The organism is Desulfocurvus sp. DL1XJH-121, from assembly GCF_054819825.1.
Genome location: NZ_JBTVWW010000004.1, coordinates 1 through 20,471, shown reverse-complemented (window position 1 = coordinate 20,471; position 20,471 = coordinate 1). Strand labels below are relative to the sequence as shown.

At 68.0% G+C, this 20,471-nt stretch carries 23 protein-coding genes and 1 riboswitch; of the genes, 5 read left to right on the top strand and 18 right to left on the bottom strand.

Annotated elements, in window-relative coordinates:
* Positions 1–67 precede the first annotated feature (67 nt).
* The 13 genes from ACYYG1_RS04035 to ACYYG1_RS03975 all read right to left on the bottom strand — a co-directional run bounded on the left by ACYYG1_RS04035 (position 68) and on the right by ACYYG1_RS03975 (position 6,630).
* On the bottom strand, positions 68–406 hold the full coding sequence (locus tag ACYYG1_RS04035) for a hypothetical protein (RefSeq protein ID WP_461208998.1): 339 nt from the start codon (positions 404–406) through the stop codon (positions 68–70).
* 178 nt (positions 407–584) lie between these two features.
* A complete protein-coding gene (locus ACYYG1_RS04030; protein WP_461208997.1) occupies positions 585–1,010 on the bottom strand; it encodes a hypothetical protein in 426 nt (141 codons plus the stop codon).
* Positions 1,011–1,022: 12 nt separating this feature from the next.
* Positions 1,023–1,637: a hypothetical protein gene (locus ACYYG1_RS04025; protein ID WP_461208996.1), complete on the bottom strand. Its 615-nt coding sequence runs from the start codon at positions 1,635–1,637 to the stop codon at positions 1,023–1,025.
* 26 nt (positions 1,638–1,663) lie between these two features.
* Positions 1,664–2,077 (bottom strand): hypothetical protein, encoded by a 414-nt coding sequence (locus tag ACYYG1_RS04020; protein WP_461208995.1) that lies wholly within the window; start codon positions 2,075–2,077, stop codon positions 1,664–1,666.
* A gap of 22 nt (positions 2,078–2,099) precedes the next feature.
* The gene (locus tag ACYYG1_RS04015; RefSeq protein ID WP_461208994.1) at positions 2,100–2,675 is read right to left on the bottom strand and encodes a RebB family R body protein; all 576 of its coding nucleotides are present in this window, start codon (positions 2,673–2,675) and stop codon (positions 2,100–2,102) included.
* Positions 2,676–2,728: 53 nt separating this feature from the next.
* Entirely contained in the window at positions 2,729–2,998 is a 270-nt protein-coding gene (locus tag ACYYG1_RS04010; protein ID WP_461208993.1) for a RebB family R body protein, read from the bottom strand.
* Positions 2,999–3,072: 74 nt separating this feature from the next.
* On the bottom strand, positions 3,073–4,059 hold the full coding sequence (locus tag ACYYG1_RS04005; RefSeq protein ID WP_461208992.1) for a hypothetical protein: 987 nt from the start codon (positions 4,057–4,059) through the stop codon (positions 3,073–3,075).
* Between the two features lie 31 nt (positions 4,060–4,090).
* A complete protein-coding gene (locus ACYYG1_RS04000) occupies positions 4,091–4,423 on the bottom strand; it encodes a hypothetical protein (RefSeq protein WP_461208991.1) in 333 nt (110 codons plus the stop codon).
* Positions 4,424–4,471: 48 nt separating this feature from the next.
* Positions 4,472–4,696, bottom strand: a complete 225-nt coding sequence (locus ACYYG1_RS03995) for a RebB family R body protein (protein ID WP_461208990.1) — start codon at positions 4,694–4,696, stop codon at positions 4,472–4,474.
* A 48-nt stretch (positions 4,697–4,744) separates the two neighbouring features.
* Positions 4,745–5,011 (bottom strand): RebB family R body protein, encoded by a 267-nt coding sequence (locus tag ACYYG1_RS03990; protein ID WP_461208989.1) that lies wholly within the window; start codon positions 5,009–5,011, stop codon positions 4,745–4,747.
* Between the two features lie 300 nt (positions 5,012–5,311).
* Positions 5,312–5,584: a RebB family R body protein gene (locus ACYYG1_RS03985; protein WP_461208988.1), complete on the bottom strand. Its 273-nt coding sequence runs from the start codon at positions 5,582–5,584 to the stop codon at positions 5,312–5,314.
* 62 nt (positions 5,585–5,646) lie between these two features.
* A complete protein-coding gene (locus ACYYG1_RS03980; protein ID WP_461208987.1) occupies positions 5,647–5,919 on the bottom strand; it encodes a RebB family R body protein in 273 nt (90 codons plus the stop codon).
* Positions 5,920–6,192: 273 nt separating this feature from the next.
* Positions 6,193–6,630, bottom strand: coding sequence for a Fur family transcriptional regulator (locus ACYYG1_RS03975; protein ID WP_461208986.1), 438 nt, complete (start codon positions 6,628–6,630; stop codon positions 6,193–6,195).
* Between the two features lie 215 nt (positions 6,631–6,845).
* On the opposite strand from ACYYG1_RS03975, the gene ACYYG1_RS03970 reads away from it, so the two are divergent.
* Entirely contained in the window at positions 6,846–8,147 is a 1,302-nt protein-coding gene (locus ACYYG1_RS03970; RefSeq protein ID WP_461208985.1) for a sensor domain-containing diguanylate cyclase, read from the top strand.
* A gap of 4 nt (positions 8,148–8,151) precedes the next feature.
* Here ACYYG1_RS03970 and ACYYG1_RS03965 read toward each other — a convergent pair whose 3' ends face one another.
* The 5 genes from ACYYG1_RS03965 to ACYYG1_RS03945 all read right to left on the bottom strand — a co-directional run bounded on the left by ACYYG1_RS03965 (position 8,152) and on the right by ACYYG1_RS03945 (position 16,411).
* Positions 8,152–9,048, bottom strand: a complete 897-nt coding sequence (locus ACYYG1_RS03965) for a DMT family transporter (RefSeq protein ID WP_461208984.1) — start codon at positions 9,046–9,048, stop codon at positions 8,152–8,154.
* Between the two features lie 38 nt (positions 9,049–9,086).
* Positions 9,087–11,972: an insulinase family protein gene (locus tag ACYYG1_RS03960; RefSeq protein ID WP_461208983.1), complete on the bottom strand. Its 2,886-nt coding sequence runs from the start codon at positions 11,970–11,972 to the stop codon at positions 9,087–9,089.
* A 121-nt stretch (positions 11,973–12,093) separates the two neighbouring features.
* Positions 12,094–12,336, bottom strand: coding sequence for a hypothetical protein (locus ACYYG1_RS03955; RefSeq protein ID WP_461208982.1), 243 nt, complete (start codon positions 12,334–12,336; stop codon positions 12,094–12,096).
* Between the two features lie 145 nt (positions 12,337–12,481).
* The gene (locus ACYYG1_RS03950) at positions 12,482–14,545 is read right to left on the bottom strand and encodes a ribonucleoside triphosphate reductase (RefSeq protein ID WP_461208981.1); all 2,064 of its coding nucleotides are present in this window, start codon (positions 14,543–14,545) and stop codon (positions 12,482–12,484) included.
* A gap of 172 nt (positions 14,546–14,717) precedes the next feature.
* Positions 14,718–14,891, bottom strand: a riboswitch (cobalamin riboswitch).
* Positions 14,892–15,094: 203 nt separating this feature from the next.
* Complete coding sequence (locus tag ACYYG1_RS03945; RefSeq protein ID WP_461208980.1) at positions 15,095–16,411, bottom strand: VgrG-related protein; 1,317 nt, start codon at positions 16,409–16,411, stop codon at positions 15,095–15,097.
* A 214-nt stretch (positions 16,412–16,625) separates the two neighbouring features.
* On the opposite strand from ACYYG1_RS03945, the gene ACYYG1_RS03940 reads away from it, so the two are divergent.
* From ACYYG1_RS03940 to ACYYG1_RS03925, 4 genes are all read left to right on the top strand, one after another.
* Complete coding sequence (locus tag ACYYG1_RS03940; RefSeq protein ID WP_461208979.1) at positions 16,626–17,180, top strand: HD domain-containing protein; 555 nt, start codon at positions 16,626–16,628, stop codon at positions 17,178–17,180.
* Positions 17,181–17,352: 172 nt separating this feature from the next.
* Complete coding sequence (locus ACYYG1_RS03935) at positions 17,353–18,705, top strand: YihY/virulence factor BrkB family protein (protein ID WP_461208978.1); 1,353 nt, start codon at positions 17,353–17,355, stop codon at positions 18,703–18,705.
* The gene (locus tag ACYYG1_RS03930) at positions 18,695–18,964 is read left to right on the top strand and encodes a cysteine-rich small domain-containing protein (RefSeq protein WP_461208977.1); all 270 of its coding nucleotides are present in this window, start codon (positions 18,695–18,697) and stop codon (positions 18,962–18,964) included. The genes ACYYG1_RS03935 and ACYYG1_RS03930 overlap by 11 nt, the downstream gene beginning before the upstream one ends.
* A 67-nt stretch (positions 18,965–19,031) precedes the next feature.
* Positions 19,032–20,171: a hypothetical protein gene (locus tag ACYYG1_RS03925; RefSeq protein WP_461208976.1), complete on the top strand. Its 1,140-nt coding sequence runs from the start codon at positions 19,032–19,034 to the stop codon at positions 20,169–20,171.
* Positions 20,172–20,471 lie beyond the last annotated feature (300 nt).

The window sequence follows — 20,471 nt, the reverse complement described above, 5'->3', positions numbered from 1 at the left end:
AACGGCAATCAAAAAGCGGACGGCGCACGCCGTCCGCTTTTTTTTCGCTCCGCCGCCGCCGCGCGTCTCAGGACTCGTCCTTGTCCCACGCGGTGGTCAAGGCATCCAGCAGCCCCGCATTGGTGGTGGAGGCCGTGTTCATGACGCCGCCCCCGCCGGTTCCGGGTTCCGCTCCGGACGCGTTCCCGCCGCCTTCATTCTCCTCGGCCTGAATCAGGGCCTGGGCCAGCGCGCCCGGGACTTCGCCCTGCTGCTGGGCGGGGGTGTGCGCCGCGTTGCCCAGGGCCTGGGAATGAGCCTGGAACGGATTCTCCATATCCGAGGCCGGGGCATCGCCCGGGACCGCGATATCGGCCGCGCCAGCGGCGGACGGCGGCTGGAAATTCGGCGGTACGGAAAGAGCCATGGCGCACTCCTGTGTTTGCGGTTGGGTGGATACGCCCAGGCCCCGGATACGCCCCGGGGCGGGGAACAGGGCCATGATTATACCCTCATGCATAAACACAGGCCTGTCAATCCTCCCAGCAACAAGAAGGGCCCGCCCGGAACAGACGGACCCTCCTTCGCTTCAGGGACGCGCAAGGTCACAAGTAGCCTTTCAGCGAGGCCATGACCACATCCATGGTACGCAACACCTGGGAGGTCACGGCGTCGGAATCGTGGTCGAAACGCACGAACAGGTCGGACTCGCACTTGACCAGCTCCGCATACCAGACGCTCTCCCTGCTGTATGTCCGGCCCCCGGAACTGAACAGGGAAGTCCAGTGCCCCAGCTGGACCAGGTTCGGCCCCCGCTCATGGCCGTCCACCTGGGCCGTGGCGCCCCAGGTGCCATTGCGGATGACGGCCGTGACCTCGGGGTTGAGGATGATGCGCAGGCTCAGGCTGTCCGGATCGTACTTGTAGACCAGCTGGTACCTGCCCTGGGCCACGGTGAGTGACCGCTGCTTGTCGGACAGGCCGATGACATCCAGAAGCACTTCAAAAGACTGCATGGGGGAACTGGACATGCGTGTTTCCTCCTAGCTGTCGTCGTCCGGCGGCCCGCCGTACACGTTCCGCAGGGCGGCGTCGGCCTGTTCCATGGGATCCCGGCCGTCTTCCTCCTCCCCGGCAAACCCGCCGCCCCCCAGGGCGGAGAGGCTTTGCACCACCTTCAGGCCCTCGTCGAGGCTTTGTTGCATGGCCTCCTCCACGGCGCGGTCCGGCTCCGGGTCTTCCCCGCCGGACACGCATTCCAGGGCCGCGAGCATGGCCTCGTGGACCTGCCGCTGGGCCGCGAGGCAGGCCTCCTCGTACTCCTCCCGGTCCCGGCCCGGCCCGTAGTCCGGGCCGGACTCGTCCGGGAACTCCTCCCGGGGCCCGGAATCCTGACGGACGATCCGGGCGCCGCGGCCTGCGCGCCCCTCCCCGCCCCGGTCCAGGGACTTGAACTCCCGGCGCATGTCGCGCAGCCACCCGGCCCATTGGCCGCTCATCCCGGCCAGGGTCTCTTCCAGATCCCGGCGCATCCCGCGCACCTGGTCCAGGACCTCGGCGCGCAGGGCGTCCAGATTCGGGATGTCCATCAACGCCTCGTCCCGGATCTCCTCCACGGGCTCCTTGTCCTCGCGGGCCTTGCCCGACTTCCTGGGCATCGCGTCCTCCTCCGCGCCTGGCGCGGCTATTCCAGATAATCCCTGAAATCTTTCATCATCACGGTGGTCATCTTGACCAACCAAGTGGTCACCACGTCCGAATCGTGGCCAAAGACCATGTCCACGCCGTCGCTGGTCACGGCCTGGACGACGAGGCTCCACTGGCAGGCCACGCCGTAGCGGTAGGATCCCGCCCTGGCCACGGCCCGGGCGCACGAGAGGGTGATCCCCCCGCCCGGGTCGTCGTCCCAGCTTCCTTTTGTCAGCAGCCCCTGAAACTTGTGCCCCACGTGGATGCACAGGCCCACCGGGTTGTTCGATGTGGCGGAGTCCGCCACGGCCTCGTAGATGATGTTGTTCTTGGCGCCCCCCCGGACCACGGTCCCCGTCTGGGTCGGGTCCAGGCCGATGGCCTTGAGGATGTCGGTGAACTGCTTCATGCCCATGCTCCTTGGCCCCGGCTCACGCGATTTCGCGGCCGCGGGGGTCCACTATCTCCCCCTCCCGCGGCGAGAGGACCTCCACGTCCAGCACGTCGATCACGTCCACGTCCCGCACCGCGTCCAACTCCACTTCCATGTCCCCGACGACCTCGTCGTCCGCTTCCAGCACCCGGACCACGGAGCCGTCGCGCCCCACCACGACCTCCACGTCCTCGCCCGGCTCGCCCCGGGGGCCGCGCTCCCCCTGGACGCCCTGCACGCCCTGGGGGCCCACAAGCCCCTGGGCGCCCACGGACCCCGAAGGCCCCTGGGGTCCCTGGGGCCCCGGGTCGCCCTTCTCGCCCTTGGCCCCGGGCGCGGCGGTCACGCCCTGCATGGCCAGGATCCTGGCGCAGCTCTGGGCCAGGGAGGCCTGGCCCACGATCTTGGCGTTGTGCTGGGTGGTCACGGCGTTGTGCATGGACATGCTCATGGTCTCGGCCATGATGGTTTCCAGCACCGCCGAGGAATGCGACGCCGCGCTGCCCACTGTGCTCAGCAGGGCTTCGAGCACGGCGTCGGTGATCTGCACGTTCACTCCGTTGTCTATGGCCATGGGTCCTTATCCTTGAACCGGCGAACGCCGGGTTGCGGTGCCGGATTCCTCCCCTAGCCGCCCAGGATGGACATGGTGGCCATGCCCGTGGAGGCGGTATCCAGGGAATACAACAGCGCCACTCCCTGGGTGGTGGCGGCCTGTGCCGTGATGTTGGTCTGCTGCTGGCTGGTGGTGGCGTTGTGCGCCGCGTTGGCCAGGGCCTGGGCCGTGGCCTGGTACAGGTTGGCCATGGCGGTGGCCGGGGCCATTCCCAGCACCTCCACGTTGGCCTGGGTTACGGCGTCCGTGATCTGCGTGTTGACGGCTGTGATGTGGGCCATGACTCTTCTCCTTGGTTGATTGTCTGGGTTGCCCCGCCCCCGGGGGGCCGCTCACGGCCCGGGCGGAAGGTTGGTCAATGCAACTGCGCGACGGTCACCAAGCCGTCGGCCGCGCACTCCAGGCGCAGGCCCGCGGTCTTGGTTCCATAGGCCAGGCTCACGGCCGCCCCGTCCTGGGACAGCGCCTGGCCCTGAAAATTGTTCCGGCGGATCAGGCACTGCGCATCCCGCAGCTCCTCGCGCGCCGCCTCGATCCACTGCTCCGGCCCCGCGTCACCCGCCACCCGACCCTGAAGCACGCGCAAGGCCCGGGCCGGCGTGGCGAACCCCAGGCGCTCCTGCAGCGCCAGGGCCTCCACGGCCAGGGGCAGTTCGTCCGCCGCCAGGTCCGGATCCACGGCCATGGTCTCCAGAAACCGGTAGGCCAGGGGCGTCCGGGACTCCCAGCGCGCGGCCGCGTCGCCGTATTCCGCCTCCTGGCAGAAGAAGCGCAGGGCGTCGCAGAACTCCGCGCAACTCCGGGCCCTGTCCACGGCGAACCCGGCCGCCAGGACAAGGTCCTCCTCTCCGGCGCAGGGCAGCTTGCCCGCGCGCACGTCCGCGGCCAGGTCGGCCAGGACCAGCAGGTCCCCGAGGCCCATGGCCGCGAACAGGGCCGAATCGCGCACCCCCAGCTCCTCCACGAGCCCGCTGCCGCAGGCCAGGTCCTTGAAGGTGCGCAGGCCCTCGGCCCGCAGGGCCTTGCGGGCTGCGGCCAGGTCCCTGGGCAGCCCGCCCGCCACGGCGGCGGCCGCCTGGGCGGCTGTCTTGTCGGGAAGCAGCATCAGCCGCGCCGGATGCGCGGCCATGTCCAAGGAATCCAGGACCGCCAGCGGCACGCCGTTCAGCCCGACCTGGATCATGCACAGGAGGTCGGCCTCGTCCCGCGCGGCCATGATCAGGCGCGGCTCGGCCAGGGCCCAGAGCAGCCAGTCCACGCCACCCAGGAGTTCCGTCAGGCTGCGGAACCCGGGCGACATTTCCCTGATGTCGGTCACCTGTTGCCCCGTGACGATGATCACCGCATTCCCCCTTGGCCGTCGCCGGTTCGGGTCATTCCGACGGGTATCCCTTGAGCACGTCCGCCGCGTTGGACCCGATGTCCCTGAACACGTTGGCCGCCTGGGCCGTCATCTTCTGCGCCTGCTCCAGGGCCGTGACGTACTTGGGCTCGCCCGTGGCCAGGAGCTGGGCCATGGCCACACCCTGGGCCGTGGAGCTGATGGTCTCGATATTGCGCAGGTAGTCGGCGGCGTCCTGCACGGCAATGGCCGTGGACTGGGCCACGGACTGGAACGCCTTGCCCGCGCCCTGGCCCCGGATCACGGCGGGCGCGCAGGTCGCCGCGGCGATGGTGGATAATGATGCGCCGATGGATTCGCTCATGTCTGGACGCCCCTTGCTGTACGCTTTGGCGCACGGGGAGATGCGTTATCAGGACGAGGGCGCCGCGCCCTTGGCGATGATCAGGACGCAGGCCTGGCCCGTGGCGGCGGAGGCCACGGACTGCATGTTGCGCTCGACCGTCTCGGCGTTGTGCATGACCATGCCGATGCTGTCCGCCATGGCCTGGTAGACCATGGTCATGGACAGGGCCGGTCCCAGGCCCACCGTTGCGATGGACGCCAGGGCCACGCTCTGGCCTATGGCCGTGTTCACTGCGCCGGAGATAACGCACCTCCCTTACACGCGTTTGGTTGTCCCGGGCTAGGCCAGGATGGACTTGGTCGCCCTGCCCGTGGAAGCGGTGTCCACGGACAACAGCATGGCCACGCCCTCAGTGGTGGCCGCCTGCACGGTGACGTTGGCCTGCTGCTGGCTGGTGGTGGCGTTGTGCGCCGCGTTGCCCAGGGCCTGGGAGGTGACGATGAACAGGTTGCCCATGGCCATGGCCGGGGCGTCGCCCAGGACCTTGACGTTGGCCTGGGAAATGGAATCCGTGATCTGGCTGTTCACATGGGTCGGGTATGCCATGTCCTTGCTCCGTATGCGCCCGGCTCAGCCGGGGTTTCAGATTGTTCGAAGGGCCGCCGCAAGGCGACGCGTAGTGAATTGTTTTCGCAGGCCGTTCAAAAATAGTGAGATGCAAGGCGCGAGGGAAATTGCTTGCTGGCCAGGATGGCCAGCACCCCTGCGGGCGATGCGCTTCGCCGCATCGACCAATTTTGCACTCCAGCAAAATTGTCAGGGCCGACGCGTACTCCCGCGCTTACGCTACGCGAGGGTTTGTATTTTCCACAGCAACGCCGCAGATCGCTGTTTTTGGGCGGTCTGCTATCCAGCGCCGAGGATCTTCTCCGTGGCCACGCCAGTGGCGGCCGTATCCAGCGAATAGAGCACCGCCACGCCCATGGTGGTGGCCGCCTGGGCCGTGACGTTGGTCTGCTGCTGGCTGGTGGTGGCGTTGTGCGCCGAGTTGCCCAGCGCCTGGGCATGGGCCTGGAACACGTTGCCCATGGCCACGGCCGGGGCGTCGCCCAGGACCTTGACGTTGGCCTGGGTGATGGAATCCGTGATCTGGTTGTTTACGGAAGTCGGATACGCCATGACTCCTCCCTGCTGCGTTGCTGTTGCTTGTCATCGTCCGAAGGCCGGGCCCAATGCCGGGCCTAGCCCATGCCGAGAATCTTCTCCGTGGCCACGCCGGTGCTGGCCGTATCCAGGGAATAGAGCAGGGCCACGCCCTGGGTGGTGGCCGCCTGGGCCGTGACGTTGCTCTGCTGCTGGGCGGTGGTGGCGTTGTGCGCCGCGTTGCCCAGGGCCTGGGCCGAGGCTTGGTACAGGTTGCCCAGGGCCACGGCCGGGGCATCGCCCAGGACCTTGACGTTGGCCTGGGTGATGGAATCCGTGATCTGGCTGTTCACATGGGTCGGGTATGCCATTGTCTCTTACCTCTGCGTATGGATGTTGATGCCGTCGGGCCCGGATGTCCGGCCCTGCCCACCGCCGCTCGTATCGGTTATTGACTAAATACATACTCATCGATATCAAATCAACAGTTTTTTTCGTTGTCGGCTTAAAAAATATCCGCCGCCCAAGGGGGAATAGTACGTATAGTCTATATTTACGGCTGCCGGACACGGGAGGAATGGACAAAAAAAAGGCCGCCCCGGGGGCGGCCGAAACAGCACTCTGGCGCGATCAGATGAAGAGGATCAGGACTGCTTCTTCCTGCACTCCGAGCAGATGCCATAGAGGTACATCTTGTGCCCGGTGAGCACGTAGCCGTGGCTCTCGGCCAGGCGCTCCTGGAGGTTCTCGATCTGCTCGTCCACCACTTCCATGGTCTTGCCGCAGATCTCGCAGATGATGTGGTCGTGATGGGCCGAGCCGTACTTGCGTTCGTAGCGCGTGACGCCGTCGCCGAAGTGGACCTCCTTGGCCAGCCCGGACTCGGACAGCAGCTTGAGGGTCCGGTACACCGTGGCCTGGCCGATGGAGGGGTCCTCCTTCTTGACCATGTTGTACAGGTCCTCGGAGGCGAGATGCCCGTCGTCGCGCAGGAACACGTCCAGGATCAGCCTGCGCTGGGGGGTCATCTTGAGGCTTTTCTTGGCGAGATAATCTGCAAAAACGCCCTGCGGCTCCTTCATGCGTCACGCTCCATGGGTTTTGCTACATTTATGCGGGGCAAGCATCCGTGTCAAGAAAAGGGCCCCCGGCGGCCCCTCCAGCCCCCCGCCGCGCCAGGAAATCCGCCGCCCGGGAAACCGGTCCGCCCCGGCCACGGAACCTTTGGGGGAAAACCTCATTGACACACCCTTGTAAAACCGTGCTAACCATGTCCAAATTCCCTCAGGAGTTGCTCATGATCTTAAGCGACGCCCCCGAGAAACGGACCACCGTCCTCTTCGCCTGCCCGGACTCGCCCGACGACAGCCTCCCCGCCCTGCAGGGCGTCGCGGAATCGGTGCTGGTGGCCCGCGACACCCAGGCAGTGCATGGGCTCCTGGAATCCTGCGCGGCCAGGGCCGTGTTCCTGGACACCGCCCTGCCCGGAAGCCACTGGCAGGACCTCACCCTCCGGCTCAAGCGCCTGGACCCGGACCTGCCCGTGATCCTCACCGCCCGCGAGCCCCGCAAGCGCGATCTCGTGGCCGGGCTGCGCAGCGGGGCTGACCTGTTCCTGCAGCGCCCCCTGGACGCGGAATCCCTGCTCGGGGAAGCCCTGCCCCTCATGGCCCGGGCCGAGGAAACCCGTTTCCACAGACAACGCCAGACCACGGCCGCAGCCATCCTGGACGCCGCGCCCGCGCCCATGGTCATCACCGACGGCCAGCGCCTGGACTACCTGAACCCGCCCATGCTGCGCATGGCGGACGGCGGGCGGGGCGCCCGCCCCAGGACCTGCGAAGAGATGGAGCGCCTGATGCCGCTGACGCGCATCCATGCCGTGGACGAACACTCCGAATTCCCGTGCTGGATACGCGCGGCCCTGGAGAATCCGGGCCAGGAACACCTGGTGCGCCAGGGCAACGGGTCGGGCCGGACCTTCCTCATGCGCACCGCGCCCGTGGAGGGCTTCGCGGGCAGGTACAACATCAGCTTCACCGATGTGACCAGCATCGAAAACGAACGCCGGCTCTTCCACCGCCTGGCCAACACCGATCCCCTCACCGGCGTCTTCAACCGGCGCAAGTTCCTGGAGGAGTTGGAAGCCGAGATACGCAGGGCCAGGCGCTACGGCTGCGACCTGTCCATGATCATGATCGACATCGACGACTTCAAGGCCGTCAACGACAGCCTGGGCCACCAGGCCGGGGACATCGCCCTCTCGGAGCTGGCCGCGCTGCTGGGCGCGCACATCCGCTCCATGGACGTCCTGGCCCGCTACGGGGGCGAGGAGTTCGCCCTGGTCATCCCCGAGACCGGGCTGGACGGCGCCCTGTACATGGCCGAGAAGCTGCGCGCCAGGGTGGAGGAGAACGCCTTTTCCGTGGCCCCGGGCATGACCTGCTCCATGGGCGTGGCGGGCTTCCACGAGGAGGACTCGGCCGCGTCCCTGCTAAAGCGGGCCGACCAGGGCCTCTACCGGGCCAAGGCCGAGGGCAAAAACCGCGTGGGCGCCTGCCTCTGCGTGGTCCCCCGGCGGAACAGCCAGCTGGCCTGACCCCTCAGCCCTGGCGCAGGAACAAAAGCGCCGTGCCCCCGAAGGCCACGAGGGCCCCGACCACGGCCCGCGCGCTGGGCCTGTAGCCCTCCAGCAGCACCACCAGGGGAATCATCATCACCGGCTCCAGGGCGATGAGGGTGGCGGCCACGCCCGTGGCCGTGTGCTGCACCGCCACCAGGGACAGCCAAACCCCCACGAAGGGCCCCATGAAGACCCAGAGCACGGCCATCCGGAAGACCCTGGGGCCGCTGCGTAGGATCGCCAGAGGATTCTCCAGCCTGCGGCCCAGGGCCATGACCACGTAGAACACGGCCGTGGCCGTGACCATGCGCACCAGGGTGGCGAAGAGCGGCGAGGTGTCCAGGCTCATGCCCTGCTTGGCCAGAATCAGCCCGGCGGCCTGGGCCAGGGCCGCCAGCAGCCCGTGGACCACGCCCTTGAGGGGCACCCGGGCCAGGGTCCCCCCGCCCGAGGGCAGGCGCTCCAGGGTCACGACGCAGACGCCCAGGGTGACCAGGGCCACGCCGCCCATGGCGCGCGGCCCCAGGGTCTCGCCCAGGAACAGGTAGCCCAGCACCGCCGTCATGGCCGGGGCCAGGGAAAAGAGCAGCACGCCCAGGCGCGCGCCCACCAGGGTGTAGCAGGAATAGAGGAACGAATCCCCCAGGGCCAGGCCCACGATCCCCGAGGCCGCCAGCCAAGCCACGGCCTCCGGGGACAGCCGCGACCAGCCCCCGGCCAGCACGCAGCTCGCCAGGAGCATCAGGGTGGCCAGGGGCAGGCGGATGGTGTTCAGGCGCAGGGCGCCGATGCGCCTGCCCAGGGCGGAACTGATGAAGGACCCCAGGGTCCAGAGAACGGCCGTGGCCAGGGCCGCGGCCTCACCGACGAACGGCATGCGCCCTCCGCAGGAAGATTCCGGTTATATGGGATCGACTACAGGACCCGCGTGCGCGTGCATTCCAGCCCGGCCTTGTCCAGGGCCTCGGCCGAACCCAGGACCACCACGTCGCCCGAGGGCAGCAGCGGCTCCATGAGCGCGCCCAGGTTCCGGAAGTCCGCCAGCCCGGCGTCCAGGAGTTGTGCGCGCATGGCCGCGCGCACCTCGTCGGTGTCGCCCGTGAGCCCGCGCAGCAGAGCGGTGTAGCCCTGGGCGTCGGGCAGCAGGTAGGGATCCACGTCGCCCACCGCGCCCACCACGCTCTTCTCCAGCTCCGACGCGGGCATGTCCAGCCCGGCCAGGTAGGGACCCAGGCCGTCGAAGGCCTCCAGGGTGCCGGTGACGGCCGGGTCGCGGTAGGAGACCAGGGACAGGGTGCCCGCGAAGCGGTCCAGGACGCAGAAGGCTCCGTAGGCGCCGCCGCGCACGCGCACGTGATCCCAGAGGTAGCCCATGCGCGCGTGCTTCACGGCGGCCAGGTGCGCGCCGCTGAAGGCGTAGCCCGCCGCCGCGAGGTCCACAGTCTTGCCCACGTAGTTGACCTGGGCGGGCAGGGTCAGGCCCTCGGCCCGGGGCAGGCCCTGGGGGACGCGGGACGCGGCGGGCGCGGCCGCATCGGGCAGGGCCCCGGCAAAGGCCGGGAACAGCCGTTCAACAGTGGCGCAGTCCCCGGGGTCGGCCGTGAGGTTCAGGACCAGGCCGCCCCGCCGGACCACCAGCCCGCGCAGGGTCTCCAGGCACGCGGCCACGGCGTCCCAGTCCTTCTCGGCCAGGGCGGCCAGCTCGCGCAAGGCGGCGAGCGCCCGCACCCCGCCCATGCATTCGGCGGCCCAGCCGGCACCGCCCGAACGCGCGCGCAGGCGCGAGAGCACCAGCATGTGCCCGGCGGGAATCAGGCGCTGCTCCAGGCGGGCCTTTTCCTCGGACAGGATCTGGCGGAAGCGCTCGCGGTCCGTGATCCTGGCGTCCAGGAGCACGTCGCGCAAAATGTCCAGCATCTCCCCTGCGTTGGCGGCCATGGCCTTGCCGCGCAGGAGCAATTGCTCCACGGCCGGGCCGCCGCCCAGGGAGGCGGAGGTGAAGGTTTCGTGCTCCAGGCCGCCGGTCTTGCGCGCGATGCGCATGGACAGGTCCGCGAAATCCTCGCGCGAGGTGCCCGTCTCGAACAGGGCGCGGCCGAACAGCGGCACCAGGGGCAGCAGATCGTCGGGCACCACCGAGAGGTCGAAGCCCGCGTCCACGTAGACCACGCCCCGGGTGGGGATGTCGTGCACCAGGGCCCGGGCCTCGCCCGTGCGCGAGGGGATCCGCCGCTCGCCCCCGGGCAGGTCCGCGATGCCCAGCTGCGGGATGGTGGCCACGGCCTCGAGGGCGTCCGGGGCTTCCTGGATGCGGCGCAGGGCCTCGGCCCGCCGGGCGACCTCGTCCCGCTGGGCCTGGTCCATGCCGGCCAGCAGGGCCGTGAGCGCCTCGCCCTCCTCGGCCTCGCGCCGGGCGGCCAGGTTCGCGTCCGGGGTCAGGACCACGCTCACGCGGTGGGCGTTGTCCACCAGATGCGCGGCCACGAGGTCCGAAAGCACGGGCTCGCCCGCCGCGAGGCGGGCCTTGAGGGCGGCCAGGGGCGCCTCGAAGGCCAGGGGCCCGAAGGGGTCGCCGCCGTAAAGCCAGGAGGTCAGGCTCTCCAGCATCAGGGACAGGCCGCGCGGGAAGCGGCCCGTGTTGTTCTCGCGCAGATCGAATTCCACGCTGTTCAGGGCGGCCTCCACCATGTCCGCGCCGAAGCCCTCGCGCGCCACGCGCGCCAGGGTCTCGTGCAGCAGGGCCTCGGCCCGCTCCAGGTCCTCCGGGTCCACGCCCTTGAGCCCCAGGGAGAAGAACTGCTGGCGCAGCTCGTTTTCCAGGCCCACGCCCGCCAGGTCCTCGCCCAGGCCCGACTCCATGAGCGCCCGGCGCAGGGGGGACGACGGCAGGCCGATAAGGGCCTCCTCCATGATTTCCAGGGCCAGGGCCAGCTCGCGGTCCGTGGTCTCGGGCAGCAGCCAGTTCACCGTGAACATGGCCCGGCCGTCCTCGCCGCCCGCGAAGCTGTGCTCCGCGCGGCGCGGCTCGCTCCAGGCGGGCTGCAGGCCCACCTCGGAGTCCACGTCCAGGGCCTCGTAGCCCGCCAGGGCCTCCTCCAGGATGCGCAGGCGGTCCTCCTCGGGATCGTCGCCGTAGAACCAGAAGCGCGCGTTGGAGGGATGGTAGTAGGTTTCGTGAAAGGCCTTGAAGGCCTCGTAGGTCAGGGAGGGGATCACGCGCGGATCGCCGCCCGAGTCCAGGCCGTAGGTCACGTCCGGGAACAGCTCGCGCTGGGAGCGCTCGTGGAGTACGCCGTCGGGAGAGGAATACGCGCCCTTCATTTCGTTGAAGACCACGCCCTTGCGCGTCAGCGGGCCGTCGGGCCCGTCCAGTTCGAAATGCCAGCCTTCCTGCTGGAACACGGTCTCCGGGATCAGGGGGTGGAACACCGCGTCCAGGTACACGTCCACCAGGTTGCGGAAGTCGCTCAGGTTGGCGCTGGCCACGGGATAGCAGGTCTTGTCCGGGTAGGTGAAGGCGTTGAGGAACGTCTGCAGCGAGCCCTTGAGGAGCTCCACGAAGGGTTCCTTCACGGGATACTTGTCCGAGCCGCAGAGCACGGAATGCTCCAGGATGTGGGGCACGCCCGTGGAATCCGCGGGTGGCGTGCGGAAGGCCGCGCCGAAGACCTTGTTCTCGTCGTCGCAGGCCAGCGACATGAGCTCCGCGCCCGTGGCCCGGTGGCGCCAGAGCCTGGCGCGGCAGCCGATTTCCGGGATGTCCCGTTCCTCTGCGAGAACGAATCCATGCATCTCGCGCATCCGTAACCTCCGCCGCCCGGGGCGGCCTGTTGGCTGTTTGTTCGCTGTCAGGGGGTTCAATACACGAGCCCGGCCGCAAACAGAACCCCCCGGGATCGGGGGGCGGCGGCCGGAAGGGAGGCTAGTCCGAGGAGTTGCCGTTCACGGGCGCGCGCTCCACGATGTCGCGCACGGCCTCCAGGGACCGGCCGCGCTCCGTGGCCAAGCGCTGCCACTTCTTCTTCTCGCGCTTGACGTGCTCCACGGTGTGCAGCAGGTCGCGGATGATCTGCGCGGGATACCCGTGGGTGGCCTTGCCGCCCAGGGCGAGCTCCTCTTCGTTGCGCTGGCGCAGGGCGTCCAGTTGGCTCGCGCTCAGGATCATGGTTTTCTCCGCGTCCATGGGCTGTTGCAGGCTGCTTCCGACTCGGTAGTCCTGTCCGCTTGTACCTTCTTTCCGAGGCGGCATCCAGCGCGGAAACCGGGGCCAAAAAAGAAGGGGCCGGGCGCGAGGCCCGGCCCCGAAGACGCTACGCGCCGCAGCACAGCGTGTTCATGGCGTATTCCTTGCGCTCCTCGTACTCGGCCTGCTTGCCCTTGTTCCAGCGGCTCACCGGTCGGTAGTAGCCCACCACCCGGGTGTAGACCTCGGCGGGTTTGCCGCAGGTGGGGCACTCGAAGTGCTCGCCGTACAGGTAGCCGTGGTCCTCGCAGATGGAGAAGGTCGGCGTCAGGGAGACGTAGGGGATCTTGGTGTTGGTCATGGCCTTGATGAGGAAGCTCTTCACGCTCTGCTCGTCGGGCGCGGCCTCGCCCACGAAGGAGTGGAACACCGTGCCGCCGTTGTACATGGTCTGCAGCTTGTCCTGATGCTCCAGGGCCTCGAACACGTCGTCGGTGATGCCCACGGGCAACAGCGTGGAGTTGGTGTAATAGGGCGTGTCCCCGCCCGCGGCCGTGATCTCGCCGTACAGGGCCTTGTCGATCTTGGCCAGGCGGTAGCAGGTGCCCTCGCAGGGCGTGGCCTCCAGGTTGTAGAGGTGCCCGGTCTCCTCCTGGAAGACCACCACCAGCTTGCGCAGGTGGTCCAGCACCCGGCGCATGAGGCGCGTGCCCGCCGGGGTCTCGATGCCCTTGCCCAAGAGGTTCTGGCAGGCCTCGTGGCCGCCGATGACCCCGATGGTGGAGAAATGGCCGTTGAAGCCATTCTTCAGGTAGCGGCGCGAATACGGGAACATGCCCGCCTCGAAGTTGGCCGTGACCATCTTGCGCTTGAATTCCAGGGAATCGCGGGCCAGCTCCGCGTATTCCGTGATCAGGTCCAGGAAGTCCTCTTCCCCGTGGGACAGGTAGGCCAGCTTGGGCAGGTTCAGGGTCACCACGCCGATGGAGCCCGTGAGGTCGCCGGAGCCGAACAGGCCGCCGGTCTTCTTGCGGATCTCGCGCAGGTCCATCTGCAGGCGGCAGCACATGCTGCGCACGTCCTCGGGGTTCAGGTCCGAGTTGATGAAGTTCTGGAAGTACGGGGCCCCGTACTTGGCCGTCATCTTGAGCAGCAGATGGCCCGCCTCGCTGTCCCAGGTGAAATCCTTGGTCACGTTGTAGGTGGGGATGGGGAAGGAGAAGATGCGGCCGTGGGCGTCGCCCTCAAGCATTACTTCCAAAAAGGCCCGGTTGATCATCTCCATTTCATGGGCGTACTCGCCGTAGGTGGAATCCTGAAGCTTGCCGCCGATGATCACGGCCTCCTTGGCGATGTGCGCCGGGGGCGTGAAGTCGAAGGTGAAGTTGGTGAACGGGCTCTGGCCGCCCCAGCGCGAGGTGGTGTTCAGGTTGAAGACCAGCTTCTGCATCTGCTGCTTGAGGTACTCGTAGGACAGGCCGTCGTTGCGCACGAAGGGCGCGAGGTACGTGTCCACGTTGTTGAAGGCCTGGGCCCCGGCCCACTCGTTCTGCAACGTACCAAGGAAGTTGACGATCTGGCCGCAGGCCGCGTCCAGATGCTTGGCCGGGTCGGAGCAGCAGCGGTCGCGCAGGTTGAAGCCCTCCAGCAGCAGGTCCCTGAGGCTCCAGCCCGCGCAGTAGCCGGCCAGGCCGAAGGACAGGTCGTGGAGATGGAAGTAGCCGTGCTCGTGGGCCTGGCGCACCTCCTCGGGGTACTTTTCCAGCACGTAGCGCGCCTGCACGCTGCCCGCCATGTGCAGGATCAGCCCCTGGAAGGAGTGCACCATGTTGGAGTTCTCGGCCACACGCCAGTCCGAGGCGTCCAGGTAGGTCTCGATCATGGAGCGGATGTCCAGGTAGGCCTCGTCCTGGTTGCGCAGCTCGCGGCGCTTTTCGCGGTAGATGATATAGCGCTCGGCCACCTTGTACAGGCGGTTCTCCATGAGCACTTCCTGGACCATGTCCTGGACGTGCTCCTGCTCGGCCGTCTCCATCCCGGCCAGCTTGGCCTCGACCTTTTTGGCCAGGCGTTTGGCCAGCAGCGGGTCCTTGATGCCGCTGCCCTTGAGGCCCTTGAAGATGGCGTCTCCGATCCGGTCCGTGGACCATGTTTCCAGGCGCCCGTCGCGCTTGAGAATGTGTGTCGGCATGTGTGCTCTCTCCGGATACGGCGCCCCGCGCGACGGCAACAGCCGAAGACGCGATGCTGGGCACCGAAACGCTTCGCCCCTGGCTCCTTGATGCGGCGGTACCGCCCGGGGCCACGGGTATGTGTTTTTGGGATTCTCCTTCGTTCCTGCCGCGGCATCCTCGTGCCGCGGACGGAAGGAATAGCTCCAGGCAAGGTCTTCTGGCTCTCCCCTGCCGATCCGCCTTCCCGCCCGGCGGGCAGTGGCGCGTGGATCGGCGAGCGCGGGGGATCACAGCGGCGGGACCGCTCCGGATTCGCACCGGATTCCCTTTTCAGGCTCAGCCACCTGGAGAAGTCGATCAACGTTTGGAAAGATACCAAAAGACCCGGGCCGGTTCAACGGGCGGTTTTGGCCGAGGAGCGTCGTGCGGAACGGGCCCGAGCCCTCGGAAGGCGCGCCATCAGGGGCTCGGACGGCAGGCGAATCCGGAGCCAGCCGTTTCGATAAAAATTTTAATACACTGATTTAATTGAAAATAAACCCAAAGACAGAAGGACGGCCGCACGCCTAGACATTGGAGTCGAACAGGGAGTCCGCGCCGCCGTCCAAGAGGGTCAGAGCGGCCTTGAGCTCACCGGAGAAGCGGGACCGCACCGCGCCACGCACCCGGTCCGAGGAGGAGCCGAACTGCCCGGCCCGGTCCGCGTACACGGCCTGGATCAGGTTCTTGTCCGCTCCGGGGGCGTCCATGCCGCCCACGGCCTCCAGGGCCTTGGCGAAGATGCGCGCCGAGCCCGTGGCTCCGTGCTGCACGGCCGTGGACCACAGGACCTGGGCCACGGCCTGATGGCGCGCGGAAAGGTCCACGCCCGTCAGGTCCGCCACCTTCCTCAGGGCCGGAAGATAGTGGGTCTCGCGGATGAACTCGTGCTGCATCTCCGCGAAACGCGAAGGCTCGTCGTGGGCCAGGGTCTTCCAGGCCGAGGGCATGGGGCCGCTCTTGGAGCCGGTGTCCGCGGGCCCGGCGGCGGCCAGGCGCTGGGCCATGTCCGGGGCCTTGTGCTGCAAAAAGGACAGGAAGCGGTCGAAGGTCCCGGCCTTGGAGGAAATCTGGTAGATGCCATAGGAGGTGCCGCCCACGCGGTCGAAGCCCACGGCCCCGGGTTGGCCCCCGGACTCGAAACGCGCCGAAAGCTGGCCGAAGGGGTCCCTGGCCGCGCCCGCGCCGTAGGCCTTGTGCGCCAGGGCGGCCTTGGCCGTCTCCAGGGTGCGCGGGGCCGCTGGGGCGGAAACCGGGGCCGGTCGCGAAGCCAGCTCCACGCCGGGGGCGGCTGCGGGCAGGACCTCGGGCGCGGCCGGGCGCACCGAGGCGAAATGGGCGGCCGCCGCGGCCTGTTCCAGCCGGGGCGCGGGCTGGGCGGTCTGTTGCGCCTGGGCCATGGCGTCCTTGACGGCCGCGCCTTCCTGGGCCTGGGTCCGCAACAGCTCGGCGATGCGCGCCATGTCCATGCCGCCCGGGGCCGGGCCGCCCGGGATGAACGGCAGCCCCGAGCCGGAAAGCCCCAGCATGCCCAGACCGCCGCCGTCCTGGTCCTTGGCGCCGGAGATGGCGTCCATGAGCATGTTCATCTCGCTCATTTCGGTCATCTGCGCCGCGTCCACGCCGCTCATCTGGGCCATGAACTGGCCGCCCAGGGAGAACTGCGTGGCCAGGTCCAGGGCCTCGCTCCCGCCGCTTTGCAGAGCCCCGCGCAGCATGTCCGCAAAGGCCGAGGCGCTCCCCGGAAGGGAAGGCAGGCCCATGGCGGACGCGCCGCCTTGCCCCGGGGACTTGCCCCCGGCGGACTGGATGGCCGACAACAGCTGGATGGGATTCAGGTTCACGTGCGCACCTCGCGGCTCATATTGCGGGGGCCGCGCCGTCGAAATTTTGGCGCACGGCACCCCGCGCGAGGGTGAAAAGCAGAAAGCGTGCCACCCCTCCGCAAGGCCCGCCGCGCGGTAGACGCCGATAGAATTTGCCCTTTTCGCGGGGATGCATATACTGGGGGCGTGCCGGAGGCGCGGGCAAAACCTTCGGCTTCCCAAGGAGGGACGCATGCTGAGCAGAGACCAAGCCCTGGACCTGATCAAGGCCCAGAACCCCGAACCGCACATGATCAACCACGCGCTGCAGAGCGAGGCCGTGATGCGCGCCCTGGCCAAACGCCTGGGCAAGGACGCGGACCTCTGGGGCCTGACCGGGCTCGTGCACGACCTGGACTATCCCATGACCAAGGACAACCCGTCCCGCCACGGGCTGGACGCCCTGGACATCCTGGGCGACGGCCTGCCCCCCGAGGCTTTGCACGCCATCTCCGCCCACAACGAGGAATGCACGGGCGTGGCTGCGGAAAACGATTTCGACTACGCCCTGCGCGCGGCCGAGACCGTCACGGGGCTCATCTCCGCGGCGGCCCTGGTGCGGCCCACGCGCATGGAGGGCATGGCGCCCAAGGGCCTCAAGAAGAAGATGAAGGACAAGTCCTTCGCCGCGGCCGTGAGCCGCGAGCGGATCATGGAATGCGAACGCCTGGGCCTGGAGCTGGGAGACTTCCTGCTCGTAGCCATACCGGCCATGACGGCGGTGGCCCAGGAAACGGGCATAGCCTAGCAGGCCGCCCACAAACAGCGATCTGCTTCGTTGCCGCGAAAAATGCAAACCCTCACGTATTGGGATACGCTTCGGTCTTGCATTTTTCTTGCGCCTCGCATCTCACTATTTGTGAACGGCCTGCGTGAAATGACTTTGTCTAAGACCTTGTTGGCTAGGATGGAACAGCCCCATGCATAACAATCGGCCCTGGTTCCTGCGGCCGGACGCGCGGGTTGCGGGACCGGGTTTCGCCCGGTCCCTGCTGCACCGTCTGGTGCGCTGGTCCTACATGGTGGGCAAGGGCTTCGCTTCGGACCAATGCCCCTTGCGGGCCTCGGCCCTGGCCTTCACCACGGCCCTGTCCCTGGTGCCGCTGTTGGCCGTGGCCTTTTCCATCTCCAAGGGCTTCGGCTTCCAGAACACGCAGTTCATCCACGACCTGCTCATGCAGGTGGCCGCCGGGCGCGCCGAGACCGTGGAGGCCATCATCGGCTACATCAACAACACCAACGTCCGCACCCTGGGCGTGGTGGGCGTAGCCTTTTTGTTCCTCACGGTGATCTCGCTGTTGGGCAACATCGAGAAGTCCTTCAACACCATCTGGGGCGTGCGCGGGGCGCGCGGGATGTGGCGCAAGTTCTCGGACTACCTGACCGTAACCATGGTCTGCCCGCTGCTCATCATCGTGGCCATCAGCGCCACGGCCACCCTGGAGAGTTCGGCCCTGGTCAAGGGCATCCTGTCCTATTCCGTGGCCAGCGCCCTGTACCTGGGCCTGCTCAAGGCCCTGCCCTACCTGAGCACCTGGCTGGCCCTGTTCTTCGTCTACACCTTCATCCCCAACACGCGGGTCGGCCTGCGCGCGGGCCTGGCCGGGGCCGTGGTGGCCGGGTCCCTGTGGCAGTTCGTGCAGTGGACCTACATAACCTACCAGGCGTCGTTCAAGAACTACAACGCCATCTACGGCAGCTTCGCCCAGGTGCCCCTGTTCCTGATCTGGCTGTTCATCAGCTGGCTCATCGTGCTGCTCGGCGCGGAGATCTGCTTCGCCGTGCAGAACAGCGGCACCTACTACCGCGAGGCGCGCATGGACGACTACAGCCACGACGACCGCCAGCGCCTGGCGGCCCTGGCCCTGGCGCTGCTGACCCGGGCCTTCCTGCGCGGGGAGGCCCCGGCCACCAACGAGGACATCGCCCGCAGCCTGGACGCCCCGGTGAAGCTGGTCAACGACGTCACGCACATGCTCGCCGAGGCCGGCATCGTGGCCAAGCTGGAGCACGGGGAAGAGGACGTCTACGGCCTGGCGAGCCCGCCGGACCGGGTGCGCATGGTAGACGTGATGATCGCCCTGTCGCGGCACAAGGAACATTCGAACCGCGAGGCCTTCACCGAGCGGCTGGAGTTCCTGGAACCGGTCTTCGCCGGAATCCTGGGCGCGGCCAGCGACACCCCCCAGAACCTGACCCTGGCGGAATTCTCGGCCCTGTACGAGGAGCACGCCGGGGCCGCAGCACGGGACGCCGCAGCCCATGGGCAATGACCACAGCTTTTTCCGCAACGCGGAGTGCCGATATTTTCCCTGCCACGCGGTGGAGGACGACTCCAGGTTCAACTGCCTGTTCTGCTTCTGTCCGCTGTACTGGCTGGAAAACTGCGGGGGCAAACCCCGCTGGACCCACGGGGTCAAGGACTGCACCAACTGCACCCTGCCCCACGATCCGGGCGGCTACGAGCACGTGCTGGCGCGGCTGAAAGAGGAATTCGCCCGCCGCAAGCGCACGGACGGCGAACCGTCATGACTCTGTGGCGGCGCGCCCCGGGCCCGCCCGAAACGCATCGCAAACACAAACCCCCATGGGAGGCCACGTGAGCCAAGAACCAAAAACCTCATCCAAGACCGGCGCGGGCAAAGGCCTCGCCCTGCTGGTCGTCGTGGCCCTTGTGGCGGCCGCGGTGCTGGCCGTGAAACTCTACCAGCGCCGCCAGGCCCTGGAGGAGACCACCGTGACCGCGCCCGAGGCCCAGGCCCCGGCCGGGCAACAGTCCGGCCTGCCCCTGTTCGCGCCCAAGGCCCCGGGCCAGGCGGACGCGGCCGCCGCGAACAACGCCACGCGGCCCGGAACGCCCGGCGCCCAGGGCGCGGCCCCAGGCGCGGCCCAGGAAGAGGCGCACGGCGCGGCCAGCGTGACCATGCGCGCCTCGGGCCCCAAGTCCGACCGCGTGCTGACCCCGGACTTCATGCGCGACCTAGCCGCGTACCTGGCCTCGGCCTACCACCCCGCCGGAACCCGCGACAACACGGGCAACCGGGGCATGACCACCATGACCTTCAAGCGCCTGAACATGCGCTACGGCGTGAACCTTTCGGGCCTGGACGTGGACCACGCGGACACCGTGGCCGGCCGCCGCGAGGCCCTCACGCACCTCATGTCGCCCATCGTGCTGCGCCTGGCCTTCGACATCCTGGCCGACCCCTTCGTGGAGGAGCTGGCCGCCCAGGGGGCCGCGCAAAAGCGTGAATTCAGGACCAAGACCGGCTACGAGGAACGCCCCATCAGCGACGCCCAGGTGCGCGAGATGCTGAAGCTCTACGCGGCCCTGGTGTCCGACGCCGGGCGCACCTTCCGGACCTTCGCGGGCAACCCGGACCTGGTGGCGGCCATGAAGCGCTACTTCAAGGAAGCCGACCGGGTGAACGCCGCCTACGCGGCCTACGCGGACCGCGAGGCCGTGGGCGCGCCCCGGGACGAACTGGACGCCATCTCCAAGGAGATCAAGGAGGCCATCCAGGACCGCGAGAAGGCGCGCGACGCGCTCCTGTCCATGGCCGACCGCGGCCCGCACACCATGCTGGGCCAGGGCGACGTGGCGGACATCGCGGCCTGGATCTACAGGCGGCTGGCAAACGACACCGACGCCATCAACGCGGTGGGGGCCATCGCGTCGTTGTCGGGGGAGTTGGCGGAGAAGCTGGCGTCGTATACGTATCCGGCGGCGGGTAAGTAGTAGTTTCGGAACAGATAGTGGAAGCAAAGCGGGCCGGATAATCCGGCCCGCTTTTTTGTGGGAGGGGAGGGAGAAGGGGCTGCTGGTTTTGCGCCACGAAGGGGAAACATGGTTCAAGGGGGAACAGCTGGTTCAAAAGCTTGCGCTTTTGAACCAGCTGCCAAAGGGGCCGGTGGGCGAGCCCCCCAGGCCCCTCTGCACTCCCCTGCCCCCCTTTTGGGGCGGAGGCGATACCGCACCCTTGTAGCCATGGATAACGCCAAGGCTTGTCTTCCCGGGAATGCCACACGTGTCGGCGGG

Bases quoted from the DNA above. Each gene is read 5' to 3' on its own strand.
- ACYYG1_RS04035 (WP_461208998.1), bottom strand. From the start codon at position 406: ATGGCTCTTTCCGTACCGCCGAATTTCCAGCCGCCGTCCGCCGCTGGC.
- ACYYG1_RS04030 (WP_461208997.1), bottom strand. From the start codon at position 1,010: ATGTCCAGTTCCCCCATGCAGTCTTTTGAAGTGCTTCTGGATGTCATC.
- ACYYG1_RS04025 (WP_461208996.1), bottom strand. From the start codon at position 1,637: ATGCCCAGGAAGTCGGGCAAGGCCCGCGAGGACAAGGAGCCCGTGGAG.
- ACYYG1_RS04020 (WP_461208995.1), bottom strand. From the start codon at position 2,077: ATGAAGCAGTTCACCGACATCCTCAAGGCCATCGGCCTGGACCCGACC.
- ACYYG1_RS04015 (WP_461208994.1), bottom strand. From the start codon at position 2,675: ATGGCCATAGACAACGGAGTGAACGTGCAGATCACCGACGCCGTGCTC.
- ACYYG1_RS04010 (WP_461208993.1), bottom strand. From the start codon at position 2,998: ATGGCCCACATCACAGCCGTCAACACGCAGATCACGGACGCCGTAACC.
- ACYYG1_RS04000 (WP_461208991.1), bottom strand. From the start codon at position 4,423: ATGAGCGAATCCATCGGCGCATCATTATCCACCATCGCCGCGGCGACC.
- ACYYG1_RS03990 (WP_461208989.1), bottom strand. From the start codon at position 5,011: ATGGCATACCCGACCCATGTGAACAGCCAGATCACGGATTCCATTTCC.
- ACYYG1_RS03985 (WP_461208988.1), bottom strand. From the start codon at position 5,584: ATGGCGTATCCGACTTCCGTAAACAACCAGATCACGGATTCCATCACC.
- ACYYG1_RS03980 (WP_461208987.1), bottom strand. From the start codon at position 5,919: ATGGCATACCCGACCCATGTGAACAGCCAGATCACGGATTCCATCACC.
- ACYYG1_RS03975 (WP_461208986.1), bottom strand. From the start codon at position 6,630: ATGAAGGAGCCGCAGGGCGTTTTTGCAGATTATCTCGCCAAGAAAAGC.
- ACYYG1_RS03970 (WP_461208985.1), top strand. From the start codon at position 6,846: ATGATCTTAAGCGACGCCCCCGAGAAACGGACCACCGTCCTCTTCGCC.
- ACYYG1_RS03965 (WP_461208984.1), bottom strand. From the start codon at position 9,048: ATGCCGTTCGTCGGTGAGGCCGCGGCCCTGGCCACGGCCGTTCTCTGG.
- ACYYG1_RS03960 (WP_461208983.1), bottom strand. From the start codon at position 11,972: ATGCGCGAGATGCATGGATTCGTTCTCGCAGAGGAACGGGACATCCCG.
- ACYYG1_RS03955 (WP_461208982.1), bottom strand. From the start codon at position 12,336: ATGATCCTGAGCGCGAGCCAACTGGACGCCCTGCGCCAGCGCAACGAA.
- ACYYG1_RS03950 (WP_461208981.1), bottom strand. From the start codon at position 14,545: ATGCCGACACACATTCTCAAGCGCGACGGGCGCCTGGAAACATGGTCC.
- ACYYG1_RS03940 (WP_461208979.1), top strand. From the start codon at position 16,626: ATGCTGAGCAGAGACCAAGCCCTGGACCTGATCAAGGCCCAGAACCCC.
- ACYYG1_RS03935 (WP_461208978.1), top strand. From the start codon at position 17,353: ATGCATAACAATCGGCCCTGGTTCCTGCGGCCGGACGCGCGGGTTGCG.
- ACYYG1_RS03930 (WP_461208977.1), top strand. From the start codon at position 18,695: ATGGGCAATGACCACAGCTTTTTCCGCAACGCGGAGTGCCGATATTTT.